The organism is Pedobacter sp. BMA, from assembly GCF_001027745.1.
In the GTDB taxonomy this organism is placed as follows: domain Bacteria; phylum Bacteroidota; class Bacteroidia; order Sphingobacteriales; family Sphingobacteriaceae; genus Pedobacter.
Genome location: NZ_LECU01000006.1, coordinates 150,812 through 168,806 on the forward strand (window position 1 = coordinate 150,812; position 17,995 = coordinate 168,806).

General features: G+C 39.0%; 14 protein-coding genes. 7 read left to right on the forward strand and 7 right to left on the reverse strand.

The genetic code is table 11. The features are described 5' to 3' along the window. The first annotated feature begins 69 nt into the window (after positions 1-69). Positions 70-1,809 carry an Ig-like domain-containing protein gene (locus tag AB669_RS12690; RefSeq protein WP_082120669.1) on the forward strand — a complete coding sequence of 580 codons (1,740 nt, stop codon included), beginning with the start codon at positions 70-72 and terminating at the stop codon, positions 1,807-1,809. A gap of 3 nt (positions 1,810-1,812) precedes the next feature. Here AB669_RS12690 and AB669_RS12695 read toward each other — a convergent pair whose 3' ends face one another. Together AB669_RS12695 and nadB are read right to left on the reverse strand one after the other, a co-directional pair. Beyond that, the gene (locus AB669_RS12695; RefSeq protein ID WP_047799696.1) at positions 1,813-2,322 is read right to left on the reverse strand and encodes a gamma carbonic anhydrase family protein; all 510 of its coding nucleotides are present in this window, start codon (positions 2,320-2,322) and stop codon (positions 1,813-1,815) included. Positions 2,323-2,386: 64 nt separating this feature from the next. Continuing rightward, complete coding sequence (gene nadB / locus AB669_RS12700; protein WP_047799697.1) at positions 2,387-3,973, reverse strand: L-aspartate oxidase; 1,587 nt, start codon at positions 3,971-3,973, stop codon at positions 2,387-2,389. Between the two features lie 450 nt (positions 3,974-4,423). Here nadB and nadA point away from each other — a divergent pair, with 450 nt between their 5' ends. The 3 genes from nadA (at position 4,424) to thiL (ending at position 7,800) form a co-directional block, all read left to right on the forward strand. Beyond that, complete coding sequence (nadA, locus tag AB669_RS12705; RefSeq protein WP_047799698.1) at positions 4,424-5,422, forward strand: quinolinate synthase NadA; 999 nt, start codon at positions 4,424-4,426, stop codon at positions 5,420-5,422. A gap of 65 nt (positions 5,423-5,487) precedes the next feature. Next, entirely contained in the window at positions 5,488-6,720 is a 1,233-nt protein-coding gene (locus tag AB669_RS12710; protein ID WP_047799699.1) for a dicarboxylate/amino acid:cation symporter, read from the forward strand. Between the two features lie 39 nt (positions 6,721-6,759). Then, positions 6,760-7,800 carry a thiamine-phosphate kinase gene (gene thiL / locus AB669_RS12715; RefSeq protein ID WP_047799700.1) on the forward strand — a complete coding sequence of 347 codons (1,041 nt, stop codon included), beginning with the start codon at positions 6,760-6,762 and terminating at the stop codon, positions 7,798-7,800. Between the two features lie 244 nt (positions 7,801-8,044). Here thiL and AB669_RS12720 read toward each other — a convergent pair whose 3' ends face one another. After that, entirely contained in the window at positions 8,045-9,418 is a 1,374-nt protein-coding gene (locus AB669_RS12720) for a DNA recombination protein RmuC (RefSeq protein ID WP_047800347.1), read from the reverse strand. Between the two features lie 190 nt (positions 9,419-9,608). Between AB669_RS12720 and purU the strand changes: the two genes are divergently transcribed. Both purU and AB669_RS12730 read left to right on the forward strand, forming a co-directional pair. Continuing rightward, a complete protein-coding gene (gene purU, locus AB669_RS12725; protein WP_047799701.1) occupies positions 9,609-10,448 on the forward strand; it encodes a formyltetrahydrofolate deformylase in 840 nt (279 codons plus the stop codon). Positions 10,449-10,596: 148 nt separating this feature from the next. After that, complete coding sequence (locus tag AB669_RS12730; RefSeq protein WP_047799702.1) at positions 10,597-11,292, forward strand: zinc metallopeptidase; 696 nt, start codon at positions 10,597-10,599, stop codon at positions 11,290-11,292. Between the two features lie 72 nt (positions 11,293-11,364). On the opposite strand, the gene AB669_RS12735 is transcribed toward AB669_RS12730, so the two are convergent. Together AB669_RS12735 and AB669_RS12740 are read right to left on the reverse strand one after the other, a co-directional pair. Further along, positions 11,365-12,078, reverse strand: coding sequence for a DsbA family protein (locus AB669_RS12735; protein ID WP_047799703.1), 714 nt, complete (start codon positions 12,076-12,078; stop codon positions 11,365-11,367). 94 nt (positions 12,079-12,172) lie between these two features. Next, positions 12,173-14,869 carry a M14 metallopeptidase family protein gene (locus AB669_RS12740; RefSeq protein WP_047800348.1) on the reverse strand — a complete coding sequence of 899 codons (2,697 nt, stop codon included), beginning with the start codon at positions 14,867-14,869 and terminating at the stop codon, positions 12,173-12,175. Between the two features lie 193 nt (positions 14,870-15,062). Here AB669_RS12740 and AB669_RS12745 point away from each other — a divergent pair, with 193 nt between their 5' ends. Beyond that, on the forward strand, positions 15,063-15,449 hold the full coding sequence (locus AB669_RS12745; RefSeq protein ID WP_047799704.1) for an acyl-CoA thioesterase: 387 nt from the start codon (positions 15,063-15,065) through the stop codon (positions 15,447-15,449). Positions 15,450-15,497: 48 nt separating this feature from the next. On the opposite strand, the gene AB669_RS12750 is transcribed toward AB669_RS12745, so the two are convergent. Both AB669_RS12750 and AB669_RS12755 read right to left on the reverse strand, forming a co-directional pair. Then, entirely contained in the window at positions 15,498-17,081 is a 1,584-nt protein-coding gene (locus AB669_RS12750) for a family 43 glycosylhydrolase (RefSeq protein ID WP_047800349.1), read from the reverse strand. Positions 17,082-17,179: 98 nt separating this feature from the next. Then, entirely contained in the window at positions 17,180-17,989 is an 810-nt protein-coding gene (locus tag AB669_RS12755) for a phosphatidate cytidylyltransferase (protein ID WP_047799705.1), read from the reverse strand. Positions 17,990-17,995: the final 6 nt, after the last annotated feature.

Consider the following 17,995-nt stretch of genomic DNA (forward strand, 5'->3'; position numbering starts at 1 on the left):
AAGCGATTAAAAACAATTTTTAATATTAAGGTTCCAAAAACAGTAAAAATTCATTAGAACGATTAAAACATGCTAAAAATAAAAGACCAATATTTTAACCTTGGAAATTTTATAACATTAACATTGTTGCTATTATTTTTTGGTTGTGCAAGTATTCAAAGTCCTCAGGGTGGACCGAAAGATACAAAGCCACCAAAAATATTAAGCATGGTTCCAAAAAATCAAACCCGCAATTTTAAAGCAAAAAAAATCATAATTGAGTTTGACGAATACTTTAATATAAAAGATGAATACAAGGAATTTTCAATTTCTCCAGATCAGGAGACCGCACCAATATTAAAGAAGCGCCAAAAGCGTTTAGAAGTTGAACTTCAAGATTCCCTGGAAAAAAATACTACCTACACATTAAATTTCGGAAAATCAATAGCCGACGTAAATGAGGGAAATGTTGTAAAAAATCTTTCCTACGTTTTTTCTACCGGCCCTGAAATTGATTCGCTATATATTTCAGGAAGGGTAATCAATTCTCTTACTGCAGAATTAGAAAAAGATGTTACCGTATTTATTCTTCCGGTAGAGAGGGACACATTATTTGGGAAGAAACGACCATCAATTTATACTACTACTGATAGTGCGGGAAATTACAGATTAAGCAATTTGCGAAAGGGGTCTTACAAACTATATGCGCTGAAAGAAAATAGTGGCGGGGGTGATAAAATTTACCAGCAATTGAATGATGAAATAGGATTTGTTAAAGAACCGTTGGTTATTGACAAAAACCTGGAAAACCAGAATATAAAGATTTTCAAAGAACTGGCATCTGATTTCAGAGTATTAGAAAGAAAACTAAACCCAGATGGCAGTATTTTAATTACTGTCAATCAGCAGCTTAAGAATCCAAAAGTTACTGTTATGGACCCGCCTACCCTTGATGCTACAAAATATCTTCACTTTAACAAAACAAACGATACCGCGAAAGTATGGCTCACTGATTTAAGTTTTGACTCCGTTAAACTCGCCATACAGGACAAGGGGAAGGTGCTTCAAACCGTAAGTTTAACCAGAGGTAAAAAAGACACCTATACGAGGGAGCTCACCATCAGTGATAATACAAGTAATGGAAAGCTAAATCCTTATCAGCGGTACACGCTATCTTTTCCATTCCCTATAACTGCTGCAGATCAATCCAAAATTATTCTTCTGGAAGACTCAGTTAAGAGAACTAATTTTCAGCTGGTGAAAGATAGTACAGATTTTCTGAAATACTATATTATATACCCTTGGAAGGTTAAAAAACCTTATGATATTAAATTTTTAGCAGGAACATTTTCGGCAATATTCAATACTAAAAATAAAGACGCCAGCAAACGATTTAATCTGGAAACAACAGATAGCTATGGAACCCTTGCACTTAAAATAGAGATCCCGGATACAACCAAAACATATATTGTTGACTTTATAGATGAGAAGAAAAATTCAATAAAATCAACTGTAATTGCAAAAAACAGTACTATAAATTTTGCGAACTACCCTGCTGGAAAATATTTCATAAGAGTTGTTTATGACGATAACAAGAATGGAATATGGGACACCGGAGACGTTAAATCTGGCACCCAACCAGAAAAAATCTGGTATTCAACTACAGAAATGTCGCTTAGAGCCAACTGGGAAAGAGAAGAAAAAATCAGCATCCCATTAACAGCACCTGAAATACAGGAGACAAGCATCTTTCAACAGAAAAATGAGGATCAAAATAAAAATGAGCGTTCAGGATTAAGCAATCCCCCAAACAACACCAGAAAAAATTAGAAACTATTTAAACCAGTCAGCATACATGACATAGTTATCTGGTAATTTATTTAATAAAGCCCGTTGCTCATCAGTAATGGGCTTTATTTTTTTTGCAGGAGCCCCCGCATAAATATGGCCGGATTCGCAATGTGTATTTTCTAAAACTACCGAACCAGCAGCAATAATGCAATAAGGTTCAACGATCGCCTTATCCATAACAATTGCTCCCATCCCGATTAATACATTATCATGAACTGTGCAGCCATGTACAATAGCGTTGTGACCAACTGATACACGATTACCTATTAGCGTAGCAGCTTTAAGATATGTGGCATGTATTACTGCTCCGTCCTGTATATTAGATTCATTACCTATAGTAATGGAATTAACATCGCCTCTTACTACAGCATTAAACCAAACAGAACAGTTGTTACCGATGGTGACATCACCTACAATGGTTGCATTCTCTGCGATAAAAACATCAGCCCCCAGCTGTGGCGATTTATCTTTTACGGGAAGTATTAATGGCATTATTGCTCGTCTAAAGATTTACGAAAGTTGTTAATTTGAGTGGATAATAAGGTACTACTGAGTATTAAAAGACTGTATCTACCAGTTCATTTGCATGTTTAGGATAATCCGTAGTATAATGTAATCCCCTACTCTCTTTGCGTTGCATGGCGGATTTGATTACAAGGTAGGCCGTTTGAATCACATTCCTAAGCTCACACAGTTTTACAGATACCTTATTCCTTTTGTAAAATTCTTCTGTTTCCTGATGAATTAAAAACAACCTCCTGTGCGCCCGCTCCAATCTGAAATCAGAGCGAACAATACCGACATAATCACCCATTATTTTTTGCAGCTCTCTGAGATTATGTGTCACCAAAACATCTTCGTTACTCTGTGTTACTCCCTTTGAATCCCATTCAGGAATATGATCAGGTATTACATTGTTCTCAAAGTTCTCAATAGCATCCTGATAAATACGGTGAGCAAAGACTGTAGCTTCCAGCAAAGAATTTGAAGCCAGCCTGTTAGCTCCATGTAAACCAGTTGATGAACATTCTCCGCAGGCATAAAGATTTCTAATTGAAGATCTGCCATACTCATCAACCAGAATTCCTCCGCACATATAATGAGATGCAGGAGTAACAGGGATATAATCTTTCGTCATATCAATACCTATAGAAAGGCATTTCGCATAGATGTTTGGAAAATGTTTTAATATATCAGCCTTGCTACGCATGGTAATATCGAGGTAAACAAAATCATCACCAGACTTTTTCATTTCATTATCCACTGCGCGGGCCACAATATCACGTGGAGCAAGGGACTTACGTTCATCATACTCGTGCATAAACTCCTCGCCATTCTTGCGCCTCAAAACACCCCCAAAGCCTCTCACAGCTTCGGATATTAAGAATGACGGATACTCGCCAGGATGATATAAAGCGGTAGGATGAAACTGGATAAACTCCATATTCCTAACTTTCCCCTTGGCACGATATACCATTGCCATACCATCACCTGTAGCTATAACAGGGTTTGTGGTGGCGGAATAGACATGCCCAGCGCCTCCGGAAGCCATCACAGTCACGTTTGCCACAATCTTTTCCACATCGTTAAGCTCTGTATTAAAGGCATATACGCCATAACAGTTAATATCTTCAGTACGTTTATCAACAAACTCACCCAGGTGATGCTGGGTAATTAACTCCAGTGCAAAGTAGTGTGTTAATATCTCTATGTTGGAATTCTCATGAATCTCTTTTAGTAAAACCCTTTCAATCTCGTATCCGGTGATGTCTTTATAGTGTAAAACACGGTGTTCAGAGTGACCTCCTTCTTTGGCAAGATCATAAAATCCAGAGTTGTCTTTATCGAAGTTTATACCATAATCAATGATCTCCTGAATACGCTGAGGTCCCTCTTTTACAACGATTTCCACAATTTTTTCGTCGCATAATCCATCGCCGGCAATGAGCGTATCCTGTATATGTTTTTCGAAAGAATCATCTTTATCAACAACAACAGCAACGCCTCCCTGGGCATATTTAGTATTAGATTCATCTTCGTTTGACTTGGTAACAATTAACACCTTACCATATTTTGCAGCTTTGAGTGCAAAACTCAAACCTGCTATACCTGAACCAATTACCAGAAAATTGACTTTTCTCATTTAAAAAACATTTACTTTATCAACGATGTTGATAAATATAGAACAACTGTTAGCATCATGTATAAATAATACTAACAAATAAATTTGAATGTTTAAAGCTACTGTAAAAAGACAATTTGCCACAATCTTTTGCGCAATTTTTAAGCTACTTTATACAAGTAATTAACTTTTCACACACTTATAAACAATTAACATTCTGTTATTGATAAATTTTGCCTCAATGTTAGATAGTGCTGAAAATCAATCTTATCATATTATAAAAATGTAATGCAAATGTTAGTAAACGATTAACAACTTACATTAACGAACTTTTTTTTGAAACTTGCCAACAATACTAACACACTAATAAACAAACAAAGATTTATTTAAATAAAATACTTATTAATTATTGAGACGTGGAAAGCTTTATCTTTGAGCCTCGTCAAAAATTCAAAAAAGGAAAGCCGGATAATGAACATAGATGTATTAGAAGAAATCAATAAAAAAGGTTTCGTAGAAGAAGACATTGATCCTACTTTGGATCTGTTTGCTGAAATAGAGAAATTAAAGAAAGAAAAAAATGCCATTATACTGGCTCACTATTACCAGGAGCCTGATATACAGGATATTGCTGATTATATTGGTGACAGTTTAGGCTTATCTCAGGAAGCAGCTAAAACAGATGCGGACATAATTGTTTTTGCAGGGGTACATTTTATGGCCGAAACTGCAAAGATTTTATCTCCGGGTAAAAAGGTTTTGTTACCCGATGTTAAGGCTGGTTGTTCACTGGCCGACAGTTGTCCACCTCATTTGTTTAGAAAGTTCAAGGAAAAGTATCCTGATCATCTGGTAATTACCTATGTAAACTGCACTGCTGAACTGAAAGCTTTAAGTGATATTGTTTGTACGTCGACGAATGCAGTTCAGATTGTAGAGAGTTTACCAAAAGATCAAAAAATAATTTTTGGGCCGGATAGAAATCTCGGTGCTTATGTTGCCAAAAAAACGGGTAGAGATCTGGTATTGTGGAATGGAGCCTGTATGGTTCACGAAATCTTCTCGAAAGAAAAAATCACCCGCCTAAAGGAACGTCATCCGAATGCTAAATTTATTGCGCACCCTGAATGTGAGGAGGCTGTTCTTCAGATGGCTGATTATATTGGTTCTACAACAGGATTGTTGAAATACGCTATTTCAAATCCGGCAACTGAATTTATTGTTGCAACTGAAAGTGGTATTATTCACCAAATGGAAAAGGCCTGCCCGGATAAAACATTTATTCCGGCACCGCCGAATAACAGCTGTGCCTGCAACGATTGTCCGTATATGAAAAGAAATACTTTGGAAAAGTTATATTTATGCATTAAGAACGGGACACCGGAAGTTACTGTTCCTGAACATATTATTGAGCAGGCAAGAAAACCTATTCAAAGAATGCTGGATATTTCGGCTAAATTGGGCTTATAGCAAATTTCTACGGAAGCAGGGATTACACGGAATTAGTAGGCTTTGAAACTAAAGAACCGATAAAAATGAACAACATTCTTAAAAATTACTCGGGCTTATTATGGCTTTTGGCGGGAATTACCGTTGGAAGCGTAGTTGGTTTAATTTTTGGAAAGCGAGTAGAATCTATAAAACCATTAGGTGATATATTTCTGAACCTGTTGTTTACTGCAGTCATTCCACTGGTATTTTTTGCGGTTTCATCGGCTATTGCCAACATAGACCGCACCAAGAAATTGGGAAAATTGCTGACCATTATGGTACTGGTTTTTCTAGGTACTATTTTGATTTCGGCAATTTTGACTTTAGTTGCTACCCGGCTCTTCCCTATCCACCAGGCTTTGGGTAATAACCAACTCCCTGCTGAGCATGAAAAAATACAGTCTTTTGGTGAGCAAATGACTCAGCTTCTAACGGTTGGTGAATTTTTCGAAATAGGGAGCAGAAAGAATATGCTGGCGCTGATTATTTTTTCTGTTCTGGTTGGATTTTCAACGTTGTACTCGGGCAGGGAAGGCGATGGTTTCAAGAACTTTTTAGTGTCGGGAAACGAGGTAATGAAAAAACTGATTATCCTGATCATGAAATTGGGACCAATTGGATTGGGTGCTTACTTTGCCTACCAGGTAGGTGTTTTCGGACCTCAACTTTTTGGTACTTATGCCAAGGCATTGGGATTGTATTATGGTGTGGGCGCCTTTTATTTTATTGTATTTTTTACCCTGTACGCGTTTATTGCGGGTGGTTTTAAAGCCATAAAAGTATTCTGGAAAAATAACATAGTACCGTCCTTAACTTCTATCGGAACCTGTAGCAGTATTGCAACCATACCTGCCAACCTGGAGGGGACTTTGAAAATGGGCGTTCCGGCTTATATTACCAATGTGACCATTCCACTGGGATCAACCTTGCATAAAGATGGGTCGAGTATCAGCTCTATCGTAAAAATAGCGGTTGTATTTGCTATTTTTGGAAAAGATTTAGCGCACATCGATACCATTATTTTAGCCCTTGGGATAACGGTTTTGGTTAGTATTGTGGAGGGCGGAATACCCAATGGAGGCTATATCGGAGAGTTGTTGATGATATCGGCTTACCAGTTGCCGCCCGAAGCCTTACCGCCTGCCATGATTATCGGTACATTAGTTGACCCGATGGCGACGTTGCTCAATGCAACCGGCGATAATGTGGCGGCCATGTTGATTGCGAGATTTACTGAAGGAAAAAACTGGATGGAAGAAAAAATTTTACCATCGTAATCATAAAAATCGAGGGATTAATCCCATACAATAACATATATGTTTGAAAATAAAGAGCGTACGGATATTAATGAGTTGGGTGAGTTTGGTTTGATCAAACACTTAACCGAAAATTTCAAAATTAAAAATGAGCAGTCGGTAAAGGGAATTGGCGATGATGCTGCTGTTTTAAATGCAAATGGGAAAAAAACCTTAGTTTCAACAGACCTGTTGCTTGAAGGTATACACTTTGATCTGGCTTATGTACCACTTATGCATCTGGGCTATAAGGCAGTTCAGGTAAATCTGAGTGATATTTATGCCATGAACGGTAAAGCAAGTCAAATCACTTTTTCACTGGGTTTATCGAGCAAGTTTCCTTTAGAAGCTGTAGAAGAAATTTACAAGGGTGTTGAACTAGCCTGCAACAAATACAATATTGATCTGATTGGTGGCGATACTTCATCGAGCAAGCAGGGTTTGGTTATTAGTGTTACCAGTATAGGCTATGCCGATGCTGATAAAATTGCGTATAGAAATGGGGCACAAGAACATGACCTGCTCTGTGTTTCCGGAGATTTGGGTGGTGCTTATGTTGGCCTCCAGATTTTGGAAAGAGAAAAACTGATTTACCTGGAAAATCCGCAGATTCAACCAGACCTTGAAGGTAAAGATTATATTATTGAGCGCCAGCTGAAGCCGGAGGCCCGGATGGATATTATTGCACTGTTGGAGGAAATGAACATTAAACCTTCATCAATGATTGATGTTTCAGATGGCCTTGCTTCAGAAATACTGCATCTTGCCGATCAATCAGATAAGGGAGTTACCATTTATGAGGAGAAAATACCATTGGATCCGATGACTTATGAAACTGCGCGTGAGCTGGGATTGGACCCAACTGTTTGTGCATTAAGCGGCGGTGAAGATTATGAATTGCTATTTACCATTAGCCAGGATGATTACAAGAAATTGAAACATGATGTAGATATCACGGTAATCGGTCATATTACAGATAAAAACTCCGGGTGTAAAATGGTATCAAAATCAAACAATGTACATGAGTTAAAAGCACAGGGATGGAACGCTTTTAATAAATAGAAATCAGATTCAGGTAAAGCGCCTCAACCTCTTTGTATTTCAAAAGAGTTGAGGCGCTTTTGTTTAGCGGCATGTTCAATTGAAAAATGTATTACAGTAGAATCAAGATGTATTCTGCTAAAAAAAATCGCCTTTCAGGGCTTTAAATAAAAATTACTATATTGCCTGGTTTTTTATGTCACTTTTGGATAAAAAAATCAGGTGGCGAAGCCACCTTTTGCAGAGTTTCAAATGGTCAAAAGAATTAGAACTCGTCTGACAGATATCTTGCATCAATGTGTTTGGTGGTTTTTGCGCCAAGTTTCTTTATTTTCTCGGATGTGTTTACCAGATTTCCCGATCCTTCGGATAATTTGTTCAGTGCTTTTTCATAAGCATCATGCCCATTTTTAATGTGTTTGCCAATATTTTCCATATCACTGATAAAGCCTACAAACTTATCGTACATGCTTCCACTAAGTCTGGCAATTTCCAGTACATTTCTATTTTGCCTTTCCTGTTTCCACATGCTGGCTATGGTGCGGAGTGTGGCTAACAAGGTAGAAGGACTTACAATTACCACCCGCCTGTCCCATGCGAAATTAAAGAGTTCTGCATCTTTTTGTACCGCAATGCTAAATGAGGATTCTATCGGCACAAACAACAAGACAAAATCCGGTGAATTGATTTTGTACAGGTCTTGATAATTTTTTGAGGATAGTTCCTGGATATGATTCTTTATCGAAGCCAAATGCTGCTTTACGTAGCCCTCACGCTCTTCATCCGTATCGGCTGATACAGAGCGCTCATAAGCCGCCAAACTCACCTTAGCGTCTACGATCAGGTGTTTGTCGTCTGGCAGGTCGATAACCACGTCGGGTTGGAATCGCCCACCCTCGGCCGATACATGGGAAGCCTGAATACGGTATTCCTGATCGCGTACCAAACCCGAGTGTTCCAAAACCTTTTCCAAGATTACCTCGCCCCAGTTTCCCTGCTTTTTACTATCGCCTTTTAATGCTTTTGTCAAATTGTTGGCATCTTCCTGAATCATTTTACTCTGGATCTGAAGTTCGGAAATTACTCCTTTCAAAATATTTCTTTCGTCTGATTCTGCTTTGTAAACCTTCTCTACTTTATCTTCAAAAGCTTTGATGTTTTCTTTTAGTGGATTTAAGATCATATCCAGGTTGGTTCTGTTCTGCTCAACAAACTTTGTCGATTTTTCTTCTAGAATTTTATTTGCAATCAGCTCAAAATCCTTGTTCAGTTTTGCCTGCGACTGTTCGTAGCTTAACTTTTGCTCTGAAAGTTTTTCTTTTTCTGCCAGATAGAAAGACCTCGTACTTTCGAGTTCTCTATTTGCATCGGCAAGGCGATCTCGTTCGGCCTGTAATTCATCAATTAAACGCTGCTGCTCCTGTTTTAGCAAAAATGTAATGTGTTCTTTTTCTGTGTTCAGGTTAGAAACCCGTTCGTCGGCTTTGGCTAAACTTATTTTCAGCAATTCATTCTCTCCCCTGGTTTTTTCGAAATCCTCAACGGAGATTAGGGGAACTAAGGGTTGCGGTTTTTTGAATAAAAGTAAAACTAAAACCAATAGAATAACAACGAGAAGGCTTATTGCAGCAATTTCCATAATGATAATATTTTTAGTAAAAGTGATGTTTAAAAATATATTTACCAAGAATTTTTGTAAAATATGTTCGGGTTAAATGCCTCGGTTAAGGTATTTGTTGCCCGTTAAGGCCTAATTTAAACACGCTATCCTATTTAATATTTAGGTCAATTGATCTAATTTTTATATTATTGATTTTAAATAAATTTTAATGAACGAATTAACCGTACTCATTTCCTGCCCCGATCAGGTTGGCTTGGTAACCAATATTACCCGCGTTTTGGCGGCACATCAACTTAATATTATCGCCATGCGTGAATTTGTTGATGAGGCAAACCAGGCATTTTTTACCAGGATTGCCTGCACCGGTGCACTTAATGATACCGAAAAGCTAAAGGAGAAGCTGCTCGAGAATCTTCCAAATTCAGCGGAAGTAAATTTAATTTCGCGGCAGGAAAAACAGATTGCGGTTTTGGTTACCAAAGAATATCATTGCCTGGCCGAAATCTTGATCAAAAACCAGTTTAAAACTCTTGGAGCGAACGTACAGTGTGTAATCGGCAACTATGGGGAGTTGAGGGATTTTTCAGAAAAGTTGGGGATTCCCTATTTTCACGTAGATCATAACGGGAAGGAAAAAACAGTTTTTGAATCGGAAATCAAACAGATCATTAACCGGTTTGATGTTGATTACGTTGTGCTTGCCAAATTTATGCGCATTCTATCGGCCGATTTTGTTAAAGATTACGAAGGAAAAATCGTCAATATCCACCATTCGTTTTTACCCGCCTTCATTGGTGCAAACCCTTATAAGCAGGCATTTGAGCGGGGCGTGAAGATTATCGGCGCAACTGCACATTTTGTAACGAACAATCTGGATGAGGGACCGATAATTACACAGCATACCACGCATGTTGATCATAATTATGGAGTGAAGGAGATGATTATTGCAGGCAAAGAAATCGAGAAAAAAGTACTTCTTGATGCTTTGGAATTAATTTTCGAGGATCGTGTTTTCGTAAGTGGCAACAAAACTGTCGTATTCAGATAGTACGGCATGTTCAATTTAATCTACACATTAGATAGACAATTATGAATTAGATGTGCTTTGATTGGCTCTGTATGGTGATTTTCTATATTCGTAGTAAATATAGGAACGCTTTTTGATATAATGGAAATTGAAAAACATACAGAAGAAAATGGGAGTTTATTTAATATTAATCGTCCCGGTACTATTGTTGAGCATGTTTGTGCAATGGCGGTTCAGAAATAAATTTTCCAAATACGCCGAAATGCAGATCAGCTCTGGTTTATCGGGCAAGGAGGTGGCAGAGAGGATGCTACGCGATAACGGAATATACGATGTGAAAGTGATGAGCACCGAAGGACAATTAACAGATCATTATAATCCATCAGATAAGACCGTGAATTTAAGCACGGATGTTTACTATAGCAGAAGCGTTGCTGCGGCAGCGGTTGCGGCACACGAATGTGGACATGCTGTACAGCATGCCAAATCATACTCATGGCTTAATTTAAGAAGTACTATGGTACCTGTGGTAAGTATTTCATCGAACCTGTTGCAGTGGGTTTTACTGATTGGCGTTTTATTGATTGGCTTTACTGGCAACCCGATTGTTTTAGCTATTGGGGTATTGGGACTGGCATTGGTAACTATTTTTAGCATTGTTACCCTACCGGTTGAATTCGATGCCAGTAACCGTGCTATATTATGGTTGAAAAACAATCAAAGCGTAATGCAAACTGCCGAAGAGAATAAACAGGCTAAGGATGCCTTATGGTGGGCGGCCATGACTTATGTGGTGGCAGCAGTAGGTGCGCTGGCAAATTTAATTTATTATGCTTCAATGCTTTTTGGAAGAAGCAGAGATTAACATTAAATCTACATGCAAAACAAAAGCGGCTCAGAATTTCTGGCCGCTTTTGTTTTGTAATGCTGTCGGATACTAGATCTCACATCCATTTTCATCACATACGGCATCGTTGCTCTTGTTAAGGGATGTTAATTGTGTTTTATGCTGATGTTTCCATTCGTTAAAGCTTTGCGTCAAGGCGTCTTCAAATGCCTGTACAGGCTGTGCTCCTGAAATACCATATTTTCTATCCATTACAAAATAAGGAACACCTCGGATACCGAGATTCTGGCTTTCATAAATATCGTAACGAACAGCTTCGGCGAACTGATTGCTTTTTAAAACCTCTTTAGCTTCTGATTGATCTAAACCAATTTCTACTGCAATATCAACCAGTACAGCTTCATCTGCAACATTTTTGCTTTGTACAAAATGAGCTTCGAAAAGCTTTTCCTCGGCAGCGTCCTGTAGGTTATGTTTAGCTGCTAAATGGATCAGGCGGTGTGCATTAAAAGTATTTGCGGGGATATTGGAATCGAAATTAATCTTTAAGCCGGCGTTTGCAGCCATATCAACTACCTGTTTTGTCATTTGTTTTGCCTGCTCAACTGGCATCCCTTTGCTTCTCGATAAATAATCAAAAACGGTTTCATTATTTGTGTTGTGGTATTCCGGATTAAGCTGATAGCTTTTCCAGTTTACTTCAATTTCATTTTTAAAGGGCAGGTTTTCTATTGCCTGTTCGAAATGACGTTTGCCGATATAACAAAAAGGGCACATGACGTCTGACCAGATTTCTACTTTCATATTGTAAAGTTAAATGGTAAAAACAAAAGCCAGGTAAGTTGAAAGTAAAAAGGCCGAATGTTTAATGATAGCGGCCTTTTCAAAATCCAGATTATTACTTATACAACTGGTTAAAAATCAACTTAAACGTACCATGTGTTTGGGCCCTAAAGGCAATTTCCGGACCGAATGCGAGCAATGTTCCTTTTCCAATACGCGCTTCAAATGCTGTAACGCCATCTTGAAGATAGGCTTGTCCCCATGCCCAGCCGCTTCTCAGTGGCGAGGGAGATCCGAACCACATCAGCGGCTTTATTTTACCCGAAGCAATGGCGTCGCCGGTAAGTTTAAATACCGGACTATTATCAAAATATACATCAGCCTCTTTTTCCATTCCCCATGCAGCAGGTAGTTTTGTGTCAACTTCCACATTCAGGACGCTGCCTGGAACATAGAATTTTTCGGATGGCAGTTTTTTCTCTTCCCCTTTTATAATTTCTACCATGGCATTACGCACAGGAAGATTTAAATGGTAAGCCAGGTTGGTACTGCTACCTATGGTTACAATGTTTCCTCCATCTTCTAAAAAATTCTTTAGCTGAGGAATAGATTTATCTGCGGTAATCCTTCCTAAGCGGTTTCTGTATTCGGCAGGGATATCTTCGGCTTTAGGTCCGAAGGTACGACCTGAGCCCCCTGTTGCCTGAATTGCAGGTACCGCTCCACCAACAAGAATAATCACATCAAATTTAGATTTCAGGTTTCCTGCATCAATATCCTGAGGATAAATAACTTTGGCATCGTAATGATATTGCTCCATCATCCAGCGTACCCAGCCCGAAGCCATTGATCCGCCGTAGGTATCCCAAAGGGCTATTCTACCTGCTGAAATTTTTATTTTGTTTCTAGGTAAGGCTGCTGGCTTCAGCTGCACATTTGCTTTTGCCAAAATTGCTTTTCCGGCAGACCCCACATAAAAGTCGCCGTTTTCAGCAGAACGGTAGACGTCAATTTTATTCTTCAACAAATCGTTCACAGCGGTGTATGAATCATTTTGTGCAGCACTTAAAAGAAAAGTATTTGCCGCAGTAATTTTATTTTCTGGTGTTAAAAGTCTGCCATAGGGGTTTTTCTCAAAAGGGCCTGTGAAATCATCAGTGATGCGATCGAATTTTATGTCCATCAAGTAGGCTAAGGTCCAGCCGGCGGCATCATAAGGGGGAATTGGGGCACCGCCTTCGGATTTAAAATCATTGGGGTGATCTTGCGGCTCGAACATATCCAGAACGTGAGGACGAAAAGCCTGATCGGTTTTTACCACGTAACTTCCGGCAGGGTAGTTTTTACCATTTACTGAAAAAGGGGCTGTTGCTTTTTGTACCACAATGCCTGTTCTGATCAGCGCATTTAAGAACTTGATGGCCGAATTGAAATCAGCCTGGTTTGCAGACAGGATATATCCCCGAGGATCTCTGTTCGCAGGTGCATTCATTACGGTATCAAATGCCTTATTACTGATCGGTCTCCGGGGACCGAAATCAAAGTCTCCACCGGCTGCAGCATTTCCCTTATCCTGTTTAGCAGCATTGTTAATGGCATCAATCTTTTTTGGTGAAAAAGACCAGGTATCTTTTTTTCCTCTTTCTATTGAATTTCGACCCATTTGATAAATGTTAAATAACAGTTCATCGCGGTAGCGCTGGGCATAGCCGAGTACAGCATAGTTTAACGATACCGAATAATCTATTGAATTTTTGAAGTACCATTTACGTGGCGTAATGGGGTTAGGAGAATCGCCGTTTGGCAATAGTCGCGACGGAACGAGGGGAATTTCTGAAGGTGTAGGGCTACCGATAATTTCGGTAAGCAAGCCAATCATATTGTGAAAATAAGTGGTTGTACGTAAACCCCCATTGTACCAGGTAGAATAAACCGATCCTCCACGCTGCGTATAGCCAGGTTTATTTTCTATGTTCATACGGTTGTGCATGGCAGCACCAACAGCATCTAAACTTGTTAAAAGCGCTGGATCAAAAACGTAGTTGAATGGGTCGCGGTATGGCGGACCTGCTACAACTGTTCCTGCCGGGCCTGTTTGGTGGTGGTTATACATGATTTGTGGCAACCATTCTACAAAAAGCTGCCTGCCGATATTTTGTGTTTCCTTAAGGTTAAGCATAAAGAAATCCCGGTTATTATCATGCCCTGCATATTTTTCATATAGAACCGGCAGGCCTGAGGTTGTTCTTTTTTTTTCATCTTTTTCCCTCATATACCAGTTGCTTACGAGTTCCTGACCATCGGGATTGGCATGTGTAAAGAGAATAATCACATTATCCAGAATCTTTAATGTTTCAGGGTCAGTTTTGGAGGCAAACTCGTAAGCGGTTTGAATAAGCTGGTGCGCACCGACCACTTCAGTTGCATGAAGCCCACCATCAATCCATACCACTGCTTTACCTTCCTGGGCCAATGCTTTTGCCTGTTCAGGCGTTATTTCAGCATGGGCTAGTTTTTGTGAAATTTCTTTATACCGATCAAGTTTCTGAATGTTTTCTGGCGATGAAACGACCAGCATATATTGGCTCCTGCCCTCTTCAGTTTTACCAATATCAACTAGCTTAACCCTTTTTGAAGATGCAGCAAGTTTTTTAAAATAAGCTTCTGTCTGGCTATAATTCGCGAGCTGATAATTATCGCCGATGTCGAAGCCAAAATGAGATTTGGGTGAAGGTACATTCTGGGCATAAGCGTTGCAGGCACCTGCGAGCAGAAACGATAAGCAAAGATTTTTAAAGTAATTTTTAATCATAAAGGGGAGTTTGTTGGATAAATCAAATATAATATAGAATGTTATGTAAAACCGGCTTGCTGTAAATTTGTTACAAGGTTGAAAATCAGGGTAAGTTTGAGTTAGAAAAGCATTGGTGTTTAAATGTTGTTGCATTGAATTTGAAAGCAAAGCTCAAAGCAGTAATTTAGGGGCTTTAATTAATAAAAATTAAATGACTTTAGAAGAAAGAATAAAGAACTCCACTACTAGTATTTTTAAGGCAGTTTTTCCGAATACGACTAACCATTATGATACCCTGTTTGGTGGTACTGCGATGCATATGATGGATGAGGTAGCTTTTATTACAGCGACCAGGTTTAGCCGTCAGATTATGGTTACGGTAAGTAGCGACAGGATTGATTTCAAAAAACCTATTCCTGCCGGAACAATTGTAGAACTGATCGGCAAAGTCATTCACATCGGAAACACCAGTCTTAAGGTAAGCGTAGAAATTTACATTGAACAAATGTATGCTGAAGGGCGGGAGCTAGCGGTACATGGCGATTTTACTTTTGTTGCGATTGACGAAAATAAGAAACCTGTACAAGTGATTAAGTAATGTTCAATGCTGGCTTTATGGTAATAAGGGATTAGATTATCAGCGCGGCTATTTAATTTTTGTTAGGTACACATCATCGATAAGGCAGACTGAATTGGGTAAGCCATCGGCATAGAAACCTATTTGTGCTGATCCTTTTTGTATTTCGATATTAGCTAGTTTGATTTCTTTCCAATCGTTATTTGTTGTAATTATGGGTTGTTCAATTTTATTGTTATTGCTCGAAGCAAATATTTTGAGCTGATTGAAGGGGCCTATCGTTTTTGCTTTAAATGTTAATTGGTAAATTCCATCGGTTAGAACAACGGCTGGAGCAGAATGAATGGTTTGGCTTACTGTGCGTATGAAAGCTACGCTGTCGGTTATAAGCATGCTTTTTTCACCAGTGACAAATTTACGGTCGGCCTCTGTATTCAGGTAGTTTAGAAAAGAGGTATTCGGATCGAACGGACTTATTTTGTTTCCCTTGGTTATTACGGTGTTCCAGCCGGTAAGTTGTTCCTGAACAGGCTTTACGCTACTCGGAATACGGTTTCTATCGGCTTCAAAACTTCCGTTTAACGCATAATTGTTAGCATCACCAACAATCCACTCTCCGGTTTTTTCGTTTAGATCCCATGAACTTAGTGAATTGAAATATGGCTCTGCTCCGGAGAAAGATAAGGGAGTCCATTGGTTGTAGCCCAACCCGTTCCCTGCAAAGTTAGCCCATCGATCGCCGCAGAAAATAATGGTTTCCTGCTTGGTTCCTTTAACGGATACGAAGAAACCTGTTTGTGTAACATGTGCAAAATCGTTTTCGCAGCCCTGCATGATCTTCATGCTATTGTGGGGTTTATAGGGGCCACGAATATTGTCTGCTACAAGAAAGTAAGCATAAGATGAATCCCATCCATAAATGTTTGATGCACACATGTAATATTTCCCATTGTATTTGAACATGCAATTCCCTTCCCGGCTTTCTCCTTTGAAAACTTCTGTGCAATCCAGTATGGTTACTTTATTTTCCTTAACACCGATTTCAGAAATATAGATCTTGTTCCGACCCCGGCCGTATGAATAAATGAGGTAGGATTTTCCGCTTCCTTCATCCGTAAAAACGGTTTGATCTCCGGTGTTTGAGGTGCCAATGAATGGCGTCATATCAATTTCCTGATGGATTGTAAAATTTCCCGTTGGAGAGCTGGAAACTGTAATAAGGAGCTTTTTGCCATGCTGAACAAACATTGCATATTGTTTAAGCGATTTTATGAAAACGACACCCAAACGGCCAACCCATGTTTTACCTCCATAACTATTAAGGTATTCCTTTGTGAGTACATCTTTCTCTCTGGACCAGTTTATTAGGTCTGTAGAGCTGTAACAGGTAACTGATTCAAATGTTGCATTATGGTGTGTAATTGCAGGATTTTGGCGGTACAAGTCTGCTTCAGCATAATGAACCCCGTACCAGTAATACTTTTGTTGGTTAGAAATGGGATCAGTAAATTTAAATATCCCACCTCCCTGGCTATATATTGGCTGCTGATCTTTAGTATACCAGAAGACATCATTTTTAATGTTAGAAAATTGTGCCTGTAGGGATAAAGATAGCAAAGTGAATATCGCTATACTTAAACCAATTGTTTTCATTTTTAAACTTAGAATCATTGCTTACCCGGTTAGAAAAGGTTGACGAGTAATAAATGTGCAGTTTAATGCGCAAGTAATTGTCCTGTACTGTTCTGAATTTAATATAAAATTAAATAGAGATATGCATATACCACCGGAGCGGCAAGCAATAAACCGTCAAAACGATCTAGCAATCCGCCGTGACCTGGAAGCAGTCCGCCACTGTCTTTAGTATCTAAACTGCGTTTAAGCATAGATTCAACTAAATCTCCCAGGGTTCCGAAGTTCGAAATTAAAACAGACATTCCTATCCAAACCCATACAGGGCTTTCTGTAAACCAGAAAGAGAGGCCAAATGCAACTACAGCGCTCACAAATATTCCTCCTAAAAACCCTTCCCAGCTTTTTTTTGGCGAATGACGTTCAAATAATTTCCGCTTTCCATACTTCACCCCGAAAAGGTAGGCTCCGGTGTCATTTGCCCATAACATTAATAAAAAAGCAAGTGGGTAGTGAAAGTTATATTCGTTCCAGTTTCTTAAAAAGCCTAATGCATGAAAGAAACAGAAAGGTATTGTAACGTAAACAAAACCCACAAATGTGTAAGAGATATTGGCAAAAGGGATTTTGTTCTTTTTATAAAGCTCGGTGATAAATACAGAGAAGATGAGCGGGATACATAATAGCAGATATTTTACATCATACTGTAGGTAGTGTATGCCTGCGGCCATGAAAAAAATAAGCGCACCAGCTACAACTCCTATATTTCGGTGTGGACGTATGCCTGAATTTTTGATCAGTTTATAAAATTCCAATAGTGACAATATGCTTAACAAGAGATAAAAAGCACTAAAAGTATAGCTACCTAAAAAGATTGATGCGAGCATCACAATGGTAAAAAAAAAGGCGGTTATCGCTCTGGTTTTCATACTAGG